This window comes from Bradyrhizobium sp. HKCCYLRH3073, from assembly GCF_051167995.1.
Lineage (GTDB): Bacteria > Pseudomonadota > Alphaproteobacteria > Rhizobiales > Xanthobacteraceae > Bradyrhizobium.
Map to the genome: position 1 here is coordinate 106,935 of NZ_JBNPUD010000012.1, position 17,970 is coordinate 124,904.

Annotated in this window: 10 protein-coding genes and 1 pseudogene; 7 read left to right on the plus strand and 4 right to left on the minus strand. The window is 58.4% G+C overall.

Features of this window, described 5'->3' with window-relative positions; all coding sequences use genetic code 11:
• Positions 1 to 93: 93 nt before the first annotated feature.
• The 4 genes from ACQR1X_RS25280 to ACQR1X_RS25295 all read right to left on the minus strand — a co-directional run bounded on the left by ACQR1X_RS25280 (position 94) and on the right by ACQR1X_RS25295 (position 4,296).
• Positions 94 to 879, minus strand: coding sequence for a class I SAM-dependent methyltransferase (locus tag ACQR1X_RS25280; RefSeq protein ID WP_434899822.1), 786 nt, complete (start codon positions 877 to 879; stop codon positions 94 to 96).
• A 163-nt stretch (positions 880 to 1,042) separates the two neighbouring features.
• Positions 1,043 to 1,726, minus strand: coding sequence for a GntR family transcriptional regulator (locus ACQR1X_RS25285; protein ID WP_434899823.1), 684 nt, complete (start codon positions 1,724 to 1,726; stop codon positions 1,043 to 1,045).
• Between the two features lie 224 nt (positions 1,727 to 1,950).
• Entirely contained in the window at positions 1,951 to 2,883 is a 933-nt protein-coding gene (locus tag ACQR1X_RS25290; RefSeq protein ID WP_434899824.1) for an ABC transporter substrate-binding protein, read from the minus strand.
• 675 nt (positions 2,884 to 3,558) lie between these two features.
• Positions 3,559 to 4,296: a class I SAM-dependent methyltransferase gene (locus tag ACQR1X_RS25295; protein WP_434899825.1), complete on the minus strand. Its 738-nt coding sequence runs from the start codon at positions 4,294 to 4,296 to the stop codon at positions 3,559 to 3,561.
• 685 nt (positions 4,297 to 4,981) lie between these two features.
• On the opposite strand from ACQR1X_RS25295, the gene ACQR1X_RS25300 reads away from it, so the two are divergent.
• From ACQR1X_RS25300 to ACQR1X_RS25330, 7 genes and pseudogenes are all read left to right on the plus strand, one after another.
• Complete coding sequence (locus tag ACQR1X_RS25300; RefSeq protein ID WP_434899826.1) at positions 4,982 to 5,296, plus strand: hypothetical protein; 315 nt, start codon at positions 4,982 to 4,984, stop codon at positions 5,294 to 5,296.
• Entirely contained in the window at positions 5,211 to 5,453 is a 243-nt protein-coding gene (locus tag ACQR1X_RS25305) for an IS66 family transposase (protein ID WP_434899869.1), read from the plus strand. The genes ACQR1X_RS25300 and ACQR1X_RS25305 overlap by 86 nt, the downstream gene beginning before the upstream one ends.
• 413 nt (positions 5,454 to 5,866) lie before the next feature.
• On the plus strand, positions 5,867 to 6,991 hold the full coding sequence (locus ACQR1X_RS25310) for an acyltransferase (RefSeq protein WP_434899827.1): 1,125 nt from the start codon (positions 5,867 to 5,869) through the stop codon (positions 6,989 to 6,991).
• Positions 6,992 to 7,077: 86 nt separating this feature from the next.
• Positions 7,078 to 7,992 carry a DUF5829 family protein gene (locus ACQR1X_RS25315; RefSeq protein WP_434899828.1) on the plus strand — a complete coding sequence of 305 codons (915 nt, stop codon included), beginning with the start codon at positions 7,078 to 7,080 and terminating at the stop codon, positions 7,990 to 7,992.
• A gap of 85 nt (positions 7,993 to 8,077) precedes the next feature.
• Complete coding sequence (locus ACQR1X_RS25320; RefSeq protein WP_434899829.1) at positions 8,078 to 13,027, plus strand: MupA/Atu3671 family FMN-dependent luciferase-like monooxygenase; 4,950 nt, start codon at positions 8,078 to 8,080, stop codon at positions 13,025 to 13,027.
• Complete coding sequence (locus tag ACQR1X_RS25325) at positions 13,024 to 17,217, plus strand: type I polyketide synthase (protein WP_434899830.1); 4,194 nt, start codon at positions 13,024 to 13,026, stop codon at positions 17,215 to 17,217. The genes ACQR1X_RS25320 and ACQR1X_RS25325 overlap by 4 nt, the downstream gene beginning before the upstream one ends.
• A gap of 259 nt (positions 17,218 to 17,476) precedes the next feature.
• Positions 17,477 to 17,791, plus strand: a pseudogene (locus ACQR1X_RS25330) (transposase); the annotation flags it as partial.
• Between the last annotated feature and the right edge of the window lie 179 nt (positions 17,792 to 17,970).

Sequence of the window (17,970 nt, forward strand, 5' to 3'; positions counted from 1 at the left end):
GCACGATGGTCCCTTGGCGGCCGGCGTGTGCCGGCGCTCCCGCCGCTGTCGGTGTGGCCAAGTAAGTCGATTCGGCAGCGAAGTTTGTCGGCATCAGCGGCGTTGCGCAATGAGAACTTGCGATTCAATGACTTCTACGACGGCGCCGGCGGTTGCGAATGGCGACATCTCCATCGTCAAGTCCTGCGCCAGCTGACCTGAGAGTGCGCCCAGCTGTTCAGGCGAGGAGGTCGACATCGACAATGCGCGATCGATCAGGCGAGCGACAGGCACGAGACGCTGCTCAATGACACCAATTCTGGTGAGCTGACTGAAGCGCGACTCGAGCAGGATCGGTTCGTGACGTAGGCGCTCGGGTGCGAAACCGACACTCTTGTTGGTGAAGCGATCGACGACGTCCGAGTAACGCTTGTACCAGGCGTTCTGTGGAACATCGGGACGTACGTCATTGAACAGCAGGACTGCGCCGTCCTCCTCGATCAATGGGTCGAGCTTTCGCAGCGTATCGGCGCGATCCATCCAATGAAAGGCGCGTCCAATCGCGACGGCGCGAAAGCGGCCCAGCGGCGGGCTGAGGTCGAACGAGCTGCCTTCAATCAGTTCGATCTCAACGGCCGCCGCGTCGGCGATCGCCTGAGCAGCCTCCAGCATGGCAGGCTCCGGATCTATTCCGATGACCTTGCCGACCAGCGGCGCAAATGCGATGCCGAGCCACCCTGGTCCACAGCCAAGATCCATCAATCGGTGGTCCTTCGTCAGACGTAGGTGATCTGCCACGGCTTGGATGAGCGCGGGCGCGTAATTTGGTCGCCCGGCCACGTAGTGCGGGACCGTCGATTGAAAGCGAGGGAATGAAGGAGAAGCTGGTTCGGACGTCATCTGTGTCGTTCGGCCGCCGTGCAGAGGCTCATGTCTTGTGATGCCTCCCGGTGTGGGCCGGTCCGCTCGCGGCGGCCCCATGAGATCGAGAGCGCTTCCCTTCGCGCACCGAAATGTCAGTTGGGACAGGTCGTGCTTGGGACTTGGCGCGTTTGCAGGCAGGCTAAAAGTCTTTCAATGGCATGCGAAGCTCGTAGGTTGCAGGTGGAGCCAGCAGCTCGAAGTGCTGAATCGGACGTCCGGCACTGTCGAAATGAATGCGTACCACCTTCAAGAGTGGCGCGCCTATCGCGACATTGAGGCGTGCTGCGACGACGGGGTCGGCTGCAGCTGCCGTCACAATCTGCTCGCCAGATGCAAATGTGATGCCGAAGCGCTGCAGAATCGCATAGAGCGACCCTCCTTCCATGTCCTCAGGACCAAATTGCCGTCCGATCGCTTCCGGAATGTAGGTCGTGACCTGCATGATTGGCCAGTCATTCATGTAACGGATGCGAACTGTTCGCTGGAAAAGGTCGCTTGGCTGAGCTTGGAAGTGCTCGCGAACGTGACGAGGAGCCACCTTGAACTCGAACTCGACCACGTGAGCTCGCGTTGTGCGAACGATCTCCCTGTTTCGGGCAGCGAGGTCCATCATCGGAACGGTGAGGGGCTCTGGCTTCGAGAGCTCCCGCACGAACGTGCCGATGCCCTGGCGGCGTTCAATCAATCCGAGCTCATCGAGAGTGTCCAAAGCTGCCCGGATCGTCACGCGCGAGACGCCGAAGAGCACAGCCAGATCCGCCTCCGCGGGCAATACTTCTCCCGGTGCATAGCGGCGTTCTGCAATTTCGTCCTGCAGGACCAAGAAGACCTGATGATGAAGCGGTATGTCGCGCCGGCGTCTTGCAAGGATCGCGGACCGTCCTTTTGGGCGCTTGGGCTCATCTGTCGGACGCGTCTTCCGCGCCGTTTTCTTGACGGCGGAAGCAGAAGCGTTCGAATGCTGCGGAACTCGGGGCGCCACCACCTAGCCTCGATCCCACCGTGCCGCGAGCGCATTCATCGACCCGAGCTTTCCACGATGCGATGCTATTTCGATGCTAGCGTCTGGAGAGCCTTTTCGACGAATCTGTTCGTAAATGTCTCCGCGAGATCGACCTTCACGCCACGCAATTGCGGGTCGACGGTCGATAGCACCTGAAGCGCGATGCCTGCGCTGTCGGCGCTGAACCGGCCATCGGGAGAAAACATGTCTCGTGTACCTCGGATGGAGGCAAGGAATATGTTTCGATCGGGCTTCGCCCATTCCTCCGGGAGTGCATCGGCGATCTCATCGACGGATGCGCGATCAATCCACTGAAGGGCGCGCACCATCGCGAGAACAAAGGCCTGGAGCGTCTCTGGGTTGCGTTCGATGAAGTCCGACCGCGCGTAGATCGTTCCTGACGGATAGAGACCGCCAAAAATGCCGATGGTGCCTTCGTTGGTGCGAGTGTCCGCGACCAGTTTGACGTCGCCTGCGGTTGTCAGCGCCGTGAGTGCCGGCTCTCCCGTGACGACCGCATCCACAGCGCCGTTGCGGATCGCGGCAACCGCGCCTGTGCCACCACCCACACTGACGAAGGAAATGTCGGCTGGCGAGACGCCAGCTCGTAGGGCTATGTACTCGACCATGAACTGCGTTTGGGATCCCAACGCCGTCACCCCAATCTTCATACCTCTCAGGCTGCTCGGGTCGCGATATTCCGCAGCCTTCTCTTTTCGTAGAGCTAGGGCGAACGTCGGATGCCTGCCAAACAGCACAACCCCAACAATCTTCTGCCCCTTGGCATGCATCTGAATCGTGTGGTCAAAAGCGCCAGCGGTGAGTTCAGCACTTCCTGCCACGAGAGCCTGGAGCGCTTTCGATCCGCCGCTCACGTCAAGAATCTCGGGGTCGAGGCCCACGTCCTTGAAGAAGCCAAGGCGCTCTGCAAGCGTCACTGGTGCGTATTGTAGAAAAGCCTTTCCGCCGATCGTCACTCTGACTCTCGACATCTCGAGAGAGTTGCCCGCCGAGGCGAAGTCCGCCGAGGCACACAACGCCAATAACGGAAGCCCGAGAAAACTACGTCGCTGTAACACTGGCCGGGTCCCGCGAGCATTGGGAGGGAGTTCGTGCCGGCAGTGAACTTTTCTCACGATCCGATCACATTCGAATCATACGAACGATCATCCGCACGAGCAAGGTAAAAGCTCGCTGAGGTTGCGCAATCCGGATGCGCGCGAGGCGATAGTCATCCTAAACTGCGACCGAAAATTGTCGAAAGCAATTGAAGGGCGTCGGTTTTCTCCGGCAAAATTGGCTTCGCGGTGAGACCGAACTACTCCGCGCGCTCAAGATAGGCCGTCAACGCTCGCGGTCTGCGAAGCACACGCATCAGATATGCAAATCGCTCAACGAGTGCAGCTACGATCAGTCTCCGGCTTCGCAATCTGGCCTTGGGGAATTCGGCCGAGAGCGCCGCCTCCGGCTAGCTGCACCGGCACGGAAGCTGCACAGCCGTTGCTGTCCGGCGCAGTTCGCTGCCCAACGGCCATGAGGCGAGCGGCCGGCTCAGCAAAGTGACCATATTCCGACTTCGTCAGGCCATTCGACCGGAAGTAGCGAGCACGTCAAGCTCGCCCGATATGATCGAGTTCAGTCGGCGATTGACATCAGGCTGGGACGTCCGTCTTGCGGGTTACCCAGACAATACCGGCGCGCTTGCGGCAGACGAACGAGAGGACCTCCGCAGCCGCCGGCAGGCGAGCGAGCAACGACAGCCCGCGCCGTCCTGCGGACTGAATGCGGAACCGCATGAAGTCCGCCTCGGCGGGGACCGGAGGAGACCCAAAGGCCGATTGCCACCATCTTCGCAACTCACCCGGCGAGTAATAGAAAACGTCAGTTTTGAGCTGCCACAGCATGAAGTCGGCCCACTCTTTGCTGCTCTTGCCTTCCCGATAATAGCCGAAGCCAAGCCGATGCGCGGCTCGCATGTAGAGATGGGCGAATAACTCGGGCATGTGGTGCACGAAGTAGAGTCCCACGTGTCCCTCGAACCACGACGTGCGGTCGGGAAACAAGGCCAGGAATACCCCTCCGGGCTTTAGTACGCGCGCGATCTCGGAGACCGCAAGCTCCGGATCTCGCACATGCTCGAAGACCTGGTTGGATATGACAACGTCGAAGAACCCTTCGTCGAAATCGAGGCGTCCATTGCGGAGCGCGCGGAAGTGCTCAGGACGTTCCGATGCCGGGGCATCGAGGTCCGCTCCGAAGAACTCGTAGCCTGCGTTTCGTCCATAGACCACCACCTCGCCGCGCCCGCAGCCGTAATCCAAGACGCGGGGGCGTTCAACGCCAGACAGCGAAAGTGCTCGTCGAAACACAAACTCGTAATTCGGGCTCATGAACGAGACTTCGCAAAAACAGCGCGCCTCTGCAACACAATGTTTCCGCGTGTGACGGCAGGTTTCGAATATTGCTGCTTTGAACGAGCCGACCAAATTCCTGCTTCAACAGCGCTATGGCGTCGGTCAGCTGCCTGGGATGTTACCGATAGTGTATCCGCCACGGCAGTCCGGCTGCCCGAAGGGGCTAAGCATGTTTCCATCCAATCCGGGATGGCCGGTCACGCGAACGACGCCGATATTCATCCTTGCAACCCTGTCAGGTGGGTTCGCCAGGCTGAAACACTGAAGGAAGACGCTGCCCAGGTTGGTGCTGCGACGCTGGTGGGGGGCGACGGACCTGCGAAGCTCAACTCGCCAGAGCCGCCTCTTCTCGATATGAAACAGCGTCCATATCCAGAATGCCGTCAGGCATCCGCTTGCTACGGAGAAGGCGCTAGTCACGCCCGTCGCCATTGTGCCGATGCCTTCGCCGATATACTCGATTTGGCTCCCATCAATTTCCGTGCCGATGACCTCAAGCGCCAGCAGCCGCGGTCCCGCGCGCCCACGCGAGATGGAATGGCGGCGTGGCGCTGGACGTCTCCACGCTCGCTGACTGGATCGGAGCGGCGGCTGCTACATTGATGCCGGTGGTGGAGGCGATCGAGGTGCTTACGGGCGTGCGCATCATGCCGACGACACGGTGCCGGTTCTGGCCACGAGCAAGACGCGCAGCGGTCGGGTATGGACCCACGTTTCCAACGATCGTCCCTTCGTCGGGCATGCGCCGCCAGTAGTGTCATTCGTCTACCCACCCGACCGCACCGGTGCACGTCCCGACGGCATAGTGCCGGGTATGCCGGGTAATGCGGTCGGATGCCTATGCCGGCTTTTAGCCGCCTCTCCAAGGCCTCGCGCAAGCCGGTTCGATCATCGAGGTCGGCTGCTGGGCGCATGCAAGGCGCAAGTTCTTCGAGATTGCGCAGCTGAAAGCACGCGCCGATCACAACCGAAGTGATCGCGAAGATCGATGCGTTGTACGCGGTCGAGCGCGAGATCAACACCCTGCCGGCCCACCAGCGCAGGGCTTGCGCAACGAGCGCAGCTGCTCGCTGGTCGAAGAGCTTGAAGCTTCCCTCCACGAACGCCGCGCCGAGACGTCCGGCAAGACCTAGATCGCCGAGGCAATCGACTAAAGCCTCAAGCGCTGTGAGGTGTTCAAATGCTTCGAGCATTGCCCCTCGGCGGAGCATGAGCAGCAATGCTGCCGAACGCGAGCTGTGCGCTGTTGGGCCAAACACCGGCCTCCCTCCCGACCCGTCTGATCGAACCAGTCAAGCCTCGAATCTGAGCAACTGCTCAGCCGCTAGTCTACCAATCTCGTAAGGTGCAGGTCCATTCGAATGATCTTCGCCGCACCTACCTAGGTTGATAGTTGCATGCGCAAATCATCCTGTGATCGAAATGAATTCATGGAGCAGTGCTGCTTGTCGTCAAATCGGGGGAACGCTTCCCGCGGGCAAACGGGTGCTCACTCGGCACGACGTCGGCGCGCAATCGAAGCGACTGCATATTGAGGAAAGCAGCGATGATCAGACAATCGGCTCCGATCCCGCTCTCTGCCTATGACCAGTCGTTCGGCCTGGCGCCGTCGGTCATTCGTGTGCTCAGCTACAGATACGTTCCCGACATCGAGCGGTTCAACTTCGCACTCAGTCGGGCGTTCGAACGATTTCCGCAGTTTGCGACCGCACTCGCTCGATCGCAGCGCGGATCGTCCGAGTTGCTACCGCTACAGAGTCCGCAACGTCTGATCGTACGATCGCCGGTGACCTGGAATCCCGATTCAGATGCTGCGAATCACCTTTCGCTCTTCGTCACTGGCTTAGATCTAGCGCCAGGAGATCCGGTCTTCACCGCTACTCTGACCCCCGTGAACGGCGGATCTGTGATTGGATTGAGCATGTCGCACGCGGTCGGCGATGGCTATTCGTTCTATCTATTTATGTCGTATTTGCTTGAACAATTGGCAGCCGCACCTCCGTCTCGTCTATCCCCAGAGGAGCAGCTAAACAAAATAGTCCATTCTAATGCATCGGAGTCGCAGGCCGCATATGGACAACAAGACTTCCGCGTCAGGCGCGCGTTCAGCGTAATCGCTTTTGGTCGGGAGTTTCTGGATTCGCTGCGCGGCGAGCTTGCGACAGGTCAGTTCGTGCCAACTCTCAACGAAGCGCTGACGGCATTTCTGTTTCATCGTTACGGCCCGAAACTTCTGGGCGGCGCTACGGCGCTCCGCCTTCGCGTGCCGGTGAATGTGCGGAATGTACATCCAAATATTCCTCGCACGTTCATTGGTAATGCGTTTCTGGAGTCAATCGTTCCCGTTGCAGACGTGATCGACTCGCCATCAGCGGCGCGTGACACGGCGAGAAGAATACATGAGGCTGTGAACAGCGTGCGAAATCCAGACTACTTATCTTCGACTCTTCACATCCGGAGCGACCGGATCGAGTTGAGCGCTCCGGATTCCTATATTTTCAATAATCAAACTGACGTTGTCTCAACAAACTATGCACGAATGCCAGTTCACACAATTGACCTTGGGAACGGACCGCCGGTTCGCATCTTTTGCGCACTAACGGCGCCAACTGGCTTTGTCATTGTGCCAACATTTGATGGACTTGAGGCGCACATGTGTCACCTCGCGTGACGACGTCACGCGCGTTCCGGTCGACAGAGATAGGTAATAAATCCGACGCGAAGCAACGGCCTCCTGAAGGGAATGGTAACCACGCAATGACTCAATATAGCAACAATGAGATCGACGGCCGTGACGTGGCATTTGCAACCCCTCCGCATTTGGACCACGTCTTTCTGACGGTCGGCGCCGAAGCGTTGAAACTCATCAACGAATGCGAGTTCCTTCGCGGTGAACAGTTTAGTCGATTTGCAACACGCTCTTCGGAGAGCTCACTGCTATCGTCTTACACCGCAACGCGAGCCTACGGCAAAAACACTGTTGTGGAGATATTCCACGACAGATTCGGCGGCAACGATACGTTTATTGAGCATTGTGCAGGCATTGTACTCAGCTTCGACCACCCCGGCGAAATGAAGGAGGCTCATCGAGCACTTCATTCGGCCGGGCTTCCGTTCAGCAGCGAAATTGTGGAGCGGGTTACGCCACGGGCTGATGGTGGTCGTGACCGAAGCCCTTGGTATGAATTCACCAGACCTGAATTGGGCGGGATCAGCCCGATCGCATTGTTCCTGCATGAAATGCAACCCGGCTTCTTGGCAGAAATCGGTGCGAAGGTCGGTCCCGGTGGCCGGCAGGATCGATCGGAACGTTTCAACGCGGCCCTTGGACGGTTGCATACGGCTGACCACCTTATGGAAGACATTTCACTGGTGACCGTCCGACTGCGTCCCGGTCGAATTGAACGGGCGTCAGCAGTCCTCTCGACCTTGGGATATGACGTGTCAGCCATGGATTCCGGCATCCGAGTGCGTGGAACAGATGCCGAATTTATCTTTCTCGCGGATGAATCTCCACGAGAAGGGACCGTGGAGCTGAAGATAAAGATGGCCAGACCCGTCCCTGGCCGCCGCTTTGACTTCGGCTCCGAGTCGTCCCTCGTACTGTCGCCTGCAGGCCCCGACGATTGCTCGGCCTCGTGGACGTTTCTTCCTCACCGCAAGGCGTTGTGAGGCTGACATGACAGACCACTCGCAACCGGCCGGAGTTGATTGCGCTATTGCCGGACCAGCGCGCCCGCATGATGGGAGATCAGAGTTGCCGAAGCCGTTTTCGGCTTCGTGGGATGGGTCGCCCGGGCCGACATTGGCATCCTTATGGTTGAGGCGCATCGCGGAGCGCCCTGAAGCGATCGCACTCAGATGCGGAGACATCGCCCTTACGAACCGCGAGCTTAACGAGCGAGCCAGCGCAATTGCTGATCGAGTCTTGGCGCTTGCCCAGAACGGACAGGAAATTGCCATTGTGGCTCGTCGAGGCTCTCATCTCGTGGTTGCGATCATCGCCGCAGCCTTGTCAGGGCGGAGCTGCTCAGTTTTGTCGCCGTCGATGTGGCGGTTCGACCTTGTTGCGGCGACATCCGGTAAGATCGTTCTTACAGAACGTACCCTACTGGCGAGTTTTCCATCTTCGCCGGCCATCTGCATAGACGATTGGGACGTCATCGATCGATTGAATGGTGCCCATCACATTGAACCCGCGCCACCAAAGTCCGACAAGCCTCAGGCGGTTGGGTCGAACAAGGCGATGGTTCCCCAGCATCCAATTGTGACCTTTGTGGACGGTTTGAAGCAACGTCGCTTCCATCCGACGCGAATTGCGCTGTTCTCGGATACTCACTCAAAGGAGTTCCTGCCGGAGCTCTGGGCCGGATTACTTTTGAGCTCTGTCATCCATTTAATGCCTTCCGCGAGCGAGTCTTTAGCGGCACTCGTCAAGACGCTGTCTTCCGAGGCGGATGAGCATGGGAGCATGTCCATCTTTCTGACACCGGCTACGGCGGATGCCCTGTTGGCCGCAATACCAAATCTACTGAGAGCCATCGACGGGCTAATAATCCATGGAACAGGGCTGAACCCTGCGCATTCTGCCGCAATGGCTGCTCACGCGGCAAGCCACAGCACGCTTGTGGCGCTCACGGGATTCGGAGAGTCACCGGATCTATTTCTGCCGATCAGCCCGGCGGACAGCGACCCGTTGGTCGCGATTCACGAGGCTGAAGACGATTCATTGTTAGTTGTTGCTGACAAATCCGCCAATCCAGTCGAGCCTGGAGTGATTGGCCATATTTGGCTGCGCTCACCATCCAGTGCCCTCGTGCAGACCGGAATGCAAGGCTGGAAAACGCCAGCCGGTAGGCACGAGATTTTCGTTTCTGCGGAGTGGAATATTCCGCACGTATTTGAACCAGAACGGAGCCGACTGATTACCTACTGGCGTGAACGCCTTGCAGATCTGGCCCCGTGCGTCAACCTGCCGGAAGACCGGCATCGCGCGCCAGAAATGAAAACCGGATACGCGAGCATCACAAGCAGCCTTCCTCCTGAATTGGAGGCTAGCGTTGCCGCGCTTGGCAGGAAGCAGAACGCGTCCGTGCAGGCGATTTGCCTGGCGGCTTTCGCCTTAGTTCTACAGCGATATAATCGCGATGCGGACATCGCCATTGGCACGTCATTCCCGCGGAAGACGGGCGCTTTGATTCAATCGAACGGTGGCGTCTTCACGGATGTCGTCGTGGTGCGGCCTGTCGTCTCCACATCGCGTTGCTTTTCCGAGTTGGTCGATCGATTGACGACAGATTTAACCCGTGATGCAGAATACCGAATGCCGTTCGCGGCGCTAGTCGAGGTGTTGCGGCCAGAACCCGACGCCGCGCACGGTGCAGTTTGCCAAGTGTTCTTCGCATTTTTGCAGGGCCAGACGGATCTAACAGAGGACGAAGCGACGAGCGGCGGACTTCGACCCATGGGCCTCAGCGGTGCAGCCCATGGGGATCTCTCACTGAACGTCATCCATAATGGCTCGTCCCTCATTGTGCGATTGGCCTATTCGACGGCTCTATTCGACGAGGCGACGGCAAGCCGTATCGTCGGGCACTTCGTAACCATGATCACCGAAGGCGTTAATCGCCCAGGAGCTGATCTTGCACTTCTGGAGATTCTACCCACGCCCGAGCGTGACCTTCTCCTCAGAGAATGGGCTTGCGGAACAGTTGAGGTGGAGAATCGCCACCTCGTTCACGAACGCATTTCAGCCCAAGCCAAGCGCAGTCCAAGTGCCTCGGCCGTTGTTGATGCCGTGCGTACGATGTCATATCGAGACCTCGATGAGGCCGCGAACGCCTTGGCAGTACACCTGCAATCTCTCGGTGTTGGTCCGGACTCCGTGGTTGGCGTTTACATGGGACGTTCCGTTCAGACAGTCGTAGCGTTGCTCGGAATTCTAAAGGCTGGCGCGGCGTACCTACCCCTCGATCCTGAATATCCGATCGACCGCTTGTCTTTTATGGTTTCGGATTCAGGAGCCGCGATCATCGTTTCGACAATATCAATGCTGTCTGCGGCTCGTTCCTTAGGAGCCCACGTTGTTCCGGTCGATACGGTCATGAACTCAGGCGCCCAGCTAACGCCTGTCAAGGCGGATTCGGCACGCCTCGCCTATCTGATCTACACCTCCGGTTCGACAGGGCGACCAAAAGGCGTTCGCGTCACACAAGGAAACCTCGCGACATTCCTCACCGCAATGGATGCCCAATTCGGCGCCGACGCGCCAGGCACCTGGCTCGCGGTTACAAGTATCTCGTTTGACATATCAGTGCTGGAGATATTTTGGACCTTGACGAAGGGCTTTCGAGTGGTGATCAGAGCCGATCAGAAGCTCCAAGAAACGACCCCCTCGACACCGTTGCCTGCACGTCCGGCTTTCGCGTCGGAGCGACCGATGGAGTTCAGTCTTTTCTTCTTCGGCAACGCCGCGTCCGACAGTGATAGGAAAGCCGAGCGGTATCAGCTGTTGTTCGACGCCGCCAAATTCGCCGACCAAAATGGCTTCACCGCCATATGGACTCCAGAACGACATTTCCACGCCTTCGGTGGACTTTATCCGAATCCGTCCGTCCTTTCGGCGGCGCTGGCAGCCACAACTCAACGGATCAGCATTCGTGCGGGAAGTGTCGTGCTACCTCTCCACGATCCATTACGGGTCGCCGAAGAATGGGCGCTCGTGGATAATCTATCCGGCGGCCGCATTGGAATAGCGTTTGCGTCGGGCTGGCAGCCCGATGATTTCGTACTCGCTAGCGATCGGTACGAAGGCCGAAAGCAGGAGATGCTTCGGGGGATTGAAGAGGTTCGAAAGCTATGGAACGGCGACACGGTACGTCGGCGGAACGGTGTTGGGAAGGAGATCGACGTCTCTGTCTATCCGCGACCGGTCCAGGGGGAATTGCCAATCTGGTTGACGAGCTCGCGTCATCCAGAAACGTTTGTCGCGGCAGGTGAAGCCGGCGCTGGAGTTCTCACCCACTTAATCGGTCAGAGTCTCAGCGAACTTGCCGATAAAATTGCAATCTATCGAGATGCATGGAACCGGAGCGGACGGCCGGGGCGGGGACATGTCACTCTGATGGTGCACACCTTCGTGGGCAATAACGTGCACCTAGTGAAGAACTTGGTTCGCCAACCCCTCAAAGATTACATCCGCTCTTCATATGATCTTATGGCGGGTTTAGGCGTCGCCCATGGGGTCAATATACGAGATCTCCCAGAACAAGAACTGGAAGGCTTGCTCGACCTTGGGTTCGAGCGATTCTTCGCAGAATACGGACTCCTCGGCTCGATCGGCGACGTCGCGACGACCGTGGCAAAGCTGTCTGAGATCGGTGTCGACGAAGTTGGGTGCCTGATTGATTTCGGCATCGACGACAGTCTCGTCCTAGAGGCCTTGCCACACTTGGTCTCAGCTCGAGAATTGTATCTGAACAAGCGGGGGGCAGACGAGACGACGTACCAAGGTGGCAGCAGCATCATCGACGACATGCGACGTCATGATGTCAGCCATCTCCAGTGCACGCCAACCCTCGCCAGCATGCTCTTAGCGGAGCGTGGATCGGGCGATCAGATGCGGCGTCTGCAACGACTCCTGGTCGGCGGCGAAGCACTGCCGCCGGATTTGGCTTCTGCCCTTGCCAAAGCCGTTGGTGGCACAGTCCACAACATGTATGGGCCGACTGAGGCTACCGTGTGGGCAACTTCTTACACTGTGTCGCCCGATCAGGCGCCAATGATCGGACGACCGCTGCCGGGCTATCGTACCTATGTCGTCGATGCTGCGATGCAGCCAGTGCCTATCGGCGTGGCGGGTCAATTGATGATCGCGGGCGAAGCCGTCGCCGACGGTTACCATGATCGGCCTGAACTAACCAGCGAACGGTTCACGGCAGACCATTTCTCAGTCGACGGTCATGGGCGACTTTATCACACCGGGGACTTGGTCCGATGGCGTCCATCCGGGGACCTGGAGTTCCTCGGAAGAGTTGACCACCAAGTCAAGCTGCGAGGCCGACGCATCGAGCTGGGCGAAATCGAAGCTGCGATCGGTGCGCACGAGGCCGTCAAACGTGTCGTTTGTGATGTACGTGGAGACGGCGATGGACGGCGACTTGTTGCCTACGGCGAGATTGCTGCCGGGCATGCGTCACCCACTGTTGCTGAATTGCGCACCTTCTGTTCACGCACCTTACCGGAGTACATGGTCCCCTCCGACTTCGTCTGGATTGACGCCCTGCCGCAGACGCCTAACGGAAAGATTAATCGGCAGGCGCTCCCAGATCCAGTCGTGAATCACAATACTAACGAGGGCGATATGGGGCCGCTCAGCGATCTCGAAGAGAGGATCGCAGCGATTTGGCGAGAGGTTCTGGAGATCGATAGGGTCGGCCGGAACGACAATTTCTTTAGCCTTGGTGGAAATTCCGTACTGATTGTTGGGGCCCGGAGTCTTCTAATCGACCGCGTTGGAGATGTCTCTCTCGTGGATCTATTCCGCCATCCGACGGTCGCCACACTCGCCACCGCATTCGCGGCGCGTGCGCAACCACAAGAGGACAACAACAGTTCCGCGTCTCGCGCTGCGGAGGCGGCGGAGCGCCGCCTCGCTGCCTCACGCAGCCGGCGAAAGCGGATCAGTACAACAGGAGCGTCAGCATGAGCTACGAGGATATAGAGGCGATTGCAATCGTCGGCATGACAGTGCGTGTCCCCGGAGCACGGACGACCGACGAGATCTGGCACAATATTGTCCGGAAGATTGAATCGGTAACATGGTTCAATCCGGCTCAATTGGATGGTGCCGGAGTGCCACGCCAGCTTTATGGTGACCCGGCCTATGTTCCAGCCGCGGCGGTGCTCACCGACGCCGATCAATTCGACGCGGAATTCTTTGGCATCAGCCGGAGCGAGGCAACGATGCTTGATCCGCAACATCGGATCTTCCTGGAATGCGCTTGGGAGGCACTCGAGGACTCTGGTTATGACCCTCACCGATTCGAAGGAATGATCGGAGTCTATGGCGGCTGCTATATGAACCGCTATATCTTTAACCTTTATACTAACGAGGAATTCGCACGGTCACCCCTGGTTCACTACGCGTGGCGTTACAATGACAAGGACTTCATCACGGGACAGGTGGCCTATCAACTCAATCTTCGAGGTCCGGCCATCACGGTCCAGACGGCTTGCTCGACATCGCTGGTCGCGACGCATTTGGCATGTCAGGCGCTGCTTTCGCACGATTGTGATATCGCGCTGGCAGGGGGCGTTACGATAAGAGTGCCGTTAAGCGCCGGTTACTTGGCGCCGGAAGGAGCGATGTTCTCGCCTGATGGCCGTTGCCGGCCATTTGATGCCGCTGCCAACGGAGCGGTTCCGGGTGAGGGGTGCGCAATTGTCGCATTAAAACGGCTGAGCGACGCGATCGCTGATGGCGACAACATCCGAGCGGTAATCCGAGCTGCGGCAATCAACAATGACGGACGTAATAAGGTCAGCTTCGCAGCACCTAACCCAGAAGGGCAGATGCGGGCTATCATCGCGGCACACACCATGGCCGCGGTAAATCCAGACACAATCGGATACGTGGAGGCGCACGGAACCGGTACGCGTCTTGGAGATCCCATCGAGGTGTCGGCATTGACGGATGCCTTTCGGCTCCGTACGAAACGCCGGAATTTCTGCGCTCTCGGTTCGTTAAAGGCCAATATCGGGCACCTCGATGCCGCGGCCGGGGTGGCTGGACTAATCCGGGCGGTGTTGGCGCTCGAACGAAAATGTATCCCGCCACAGGCGAATTTTGTAGAGCCGAACCGCGAACTCAAGCTCGATACATCTCCCTTCTATGTGCCGACGGAGCCACGGGAATGGAAATCTGTCGACGGGCCGCGTCGAGCCGCCGTCAGTGCGTTTGCGGTGGGCGGCACGAATGCCCATGTTATTCTCGAAGAAGCACCGCCAAGAGCCGTTGTTAGCCCGCGGCACCGAACGCACGAATTGCTCGTATTATCCGGGCACAATAAAAAGGCGATCGATGTGGTGGCGGGGCGTCTCGCCAACCACATCGATGAGCATCTCGATCAGAACCTTGCAAGCGTGGCCTTCACCCTCTCAGAGGGGAGGTCGAGACTGCAATCGCGACGCTTCGTCGTGGCCGCAGACGCCGCCAGCGCAGCGCGAGCCTTGCGTGAGCCAGCACAGGCGGTCACTTCCGATGGGTCGAAGCCCCGGATCGTATTCATGTTTCCTGGGGTCGGCACCCAGTATCCGGACATGACACTCGACATTTATGAGAGTGAACCGGAATTTCGGAAGCAGGTTGATCTATGCGCCTCCATTGTGTTGCAGGGTCTTGGTATGGACGTTCGACACTACCTGTTTCCATCTCGTTATCCGGGCGTCGAGGTGGATCGGGAATCAGTGCCGCACGTGCTGTCGGCTATCTTCACCGTCGAGTACGCCCTTGCCATGCTTTGGCAGTCTTGGGGCGTCAAGCCCGACGCCATGCTCGGTCATAGCCTCGGCGAGTATGTTGCCGCATGCTTGGCCGGGGTTTTGTCGCTACCCGATGCGTTAGGCCTGAGCGTGAGGAGGGGGCGCCTTTTCGATCTCATTCCGGAAGGCCGTATGATGGGCGTTCCTCTTTCCGCATCTGAGATCAAGCCGTTCCTTGGCGATAAGCTATCCTTAGGAGCGGTAAACGCCCCTGAATTGTGCCTGGTCTCTGGACTCAACGGCGATCTCGAAGCGCTCAGCGAGAAGTTGGCGCAGCGCGGCGTCACGTGCCGCGTCTTGCCCGTGCGAATGGCAAGCCACTCCTATTTGGTTGATCCCTATCTCGACGGTTTCACAAGGACCGTGGCTGAATACCACCTTTCACCTCCGACAATTCCCTATCTCTCGTGCCTCACCGGCAATTGGATCAGACCCGAAGAAGCAACAGATCCCGGCTATTGGGCCCGACAACTTCGATCACCCGTTCAATTCGAATCCATGGTTCGCACAGCCCTTTCTCAGCTGGGTACGGTTTTGCTCGAGGTTGGACCAGGCAATACGCTCTGCACACTTGCCGGGGCACAGCATGCGGAATCACGCCCGAATGCCATACCATCGTTGCGGCACCCTAATGATCCGCGTACCGACTTCGAAAGCTTGCTGGGGGCAGCCGGCCGATTGTGGCAGTCTGGCGCAACCATCGACTTGAAATCCCTGACCCGGGCTGACGCGCCACAGCGCGAATCGCTGCCGACCTATCCCTTCCAGCGCAAGCGCTATTGGATCAACCGTGGCAAAGCTATCGGCCCCGGATCGAGTGGCGAAGAGTCAGGTTATGCCGCAGAAGGATCATTCTCTCCGGAAGTCGATCCGATCGATGTGGCGGACAATATCGCGGACGTGGAGATGTCCGAACGAGAGCGAGCCGTCGCGGGGATTTGGCGGAGCCATTTAGGCTGCAACAAGATCGGTCTTGATGATCATTTCGAGTCAGTCGGCGGCCATTCGCTTCTTGCGGCACAAATGCTGCCACATCTTCGCGCACTAAGCGACGCGCCCATCAAGATAACGGATTTCTTCGGTTCGCCAACCATCCGCAAACTGGCTGCACTGATTGGCGCAGCAGGGAGTCGATCCGCCGTCGATCTTTCCGCCGAAGTGGTTCTGGATCCGACAATTCGAGCATCCGGCCTTCCCGCGGCCCGGCCGGGAGAAGCATCAGCAGTACTACTTACCGGTGCCACTGGATTTCTCGGTGCGTTCCTGTTGTCGGAACTTCTCCAGCAGACGGAAGCGACCGTCTATTGCTTGGTCAGGGCTGTCGATCCGGTGGAAGGGGAGCACCGATTGCTGGAGACATTAAGCAATAACGGTTTGCCAGCTCCGAAGCCTGGTCGGCTCGTTGTCGTTCCAGGTGACCTTGAGAAGCCCAGGCTAGGCGTGCCGGCCGCCGACTACGAGGTTCTGGCTGGTCGTGTCGATGCGATATATCACTGCGGAGCACGCGTAAATTTCGTTCGGCCCTATTCGGTCTTGAAGACCGCAAACGTCCTCGGAACCGAAGAGGTTCTGCGCTTGGCGACTCGTCATCGTCTCAAGACCGTACACTACGTTTCGACGCTGTTCGTCAACGTGGGAGCCTTTGCAACCGGCGCAACGTTCGTTGGCGAAGAAGATCCGCTTCCACCTCCGGTCGGACATTCATCGTCCTACACAGAGAGCAAATGGGTCGCCGAAGGCCTCTGTCGTCTCGCCGCTGAACGGGGCGTACCCGTCGTGGTCTATCGGCCAGGCAACGTTCTCTGCCATCAGCATACCGGGATTTGCAATCCGGAGGACTTCTTCACCAAGTTTGCCCAGGGGTGCATCGATCTCGGCTTAGCCCCGCGCCGGCGCGCAGCTTATCCGGTCGGCACCGTAGACGATGTGGCTCGGATGCTGGTGATGTTCTCGCTGCAAGAAGATGCGATTGGCCGTACATTTCATCTTGTCCATCCCGAAGTGCTAGAATGGGAAGATATGTTCGGCCATTTTGATGAGTTCGGGTATGAAGCGCCGCTCGTTTCGTGGGACGTGTGGTACGCGGCCTTCGTTCGAAAGCGCGAATCGGGGAGCGACAATGTCCTCCTACCTCTGACAGATATGATTGACAAACTGAAGGTCGATAATCGCGATTGGCCGCGGTTCGGCGTAGACAATTCCAGACGCTTCCGCGAACGACTCGGACAGCCATATCCAGTACTCGACCGCAGCTACTTTGCGAGAATGTACGGGCGTCTCGCCGAATGCGGCTTGTTGCCTACACCAACGCTGAAGGCGGCCACACATCCACCTTTGCTCGTCCCTGCGAAATAGGCGTCCTATACCGGCGGTGTTCGAATGGTTCAATCCGAGGGTGCGTCCAGAGTCCTTTGGGAATCCATCGCGTACAAGTCGTCTATTGGCCAATTGGTCCTCACAGCGCGTTCCTTAAGGAGCGCTGCAAAGCGCGTTTGGTCCGACTGATTGCAATCGCATGGGACTTCTCCCAAAGGTCTCATTACTGGAAGGCTCGCAAGATAGAGGATGACGAATGAGTGCCTTGTTCGCGAAGCAAGAATGGTCGGCGGAATAAAAGGTGTCCAAGCTCGCCGCCATCATGGATGAGGCCGAGCCTGATGTGCTCGCCTATATGAGCGTTCCGGCTCGGCACTGCGCCAAGATGCACTCGACCAATCCAATCAAGAGGTCAATGGCGAGACCAAGCGGCGCGCCGAGGTAGTCGGCATCGTCCCAAACGGGGACGCCAGTTCGTCTCGTCGGCGCGATCCTGCTCGAGCAGAACGAGGGGGCGGTCCAGCGCGCCCGTGACATGACGCTGGAAACCATCGCGCTTTTGAGCGCTGATCCGATCACTGAGGAGGTACTGCCAAAACGCCAAGCGCGCTAGGGAGTTCGCCGGATCCTGGGACGATGGCGATCCACACTCTTTCCCAGAATCTCTGGCTAGAAGCTGACGCGATTGAGAGGTGCTGACGGTCCGAGGTGTCCGGCCTTCGTATAGGGGTCTTTGAGCGTCCAATAGTCGGAAAAATGATTGTGTGTTGTACGCCGACATCGCGTTCGAGT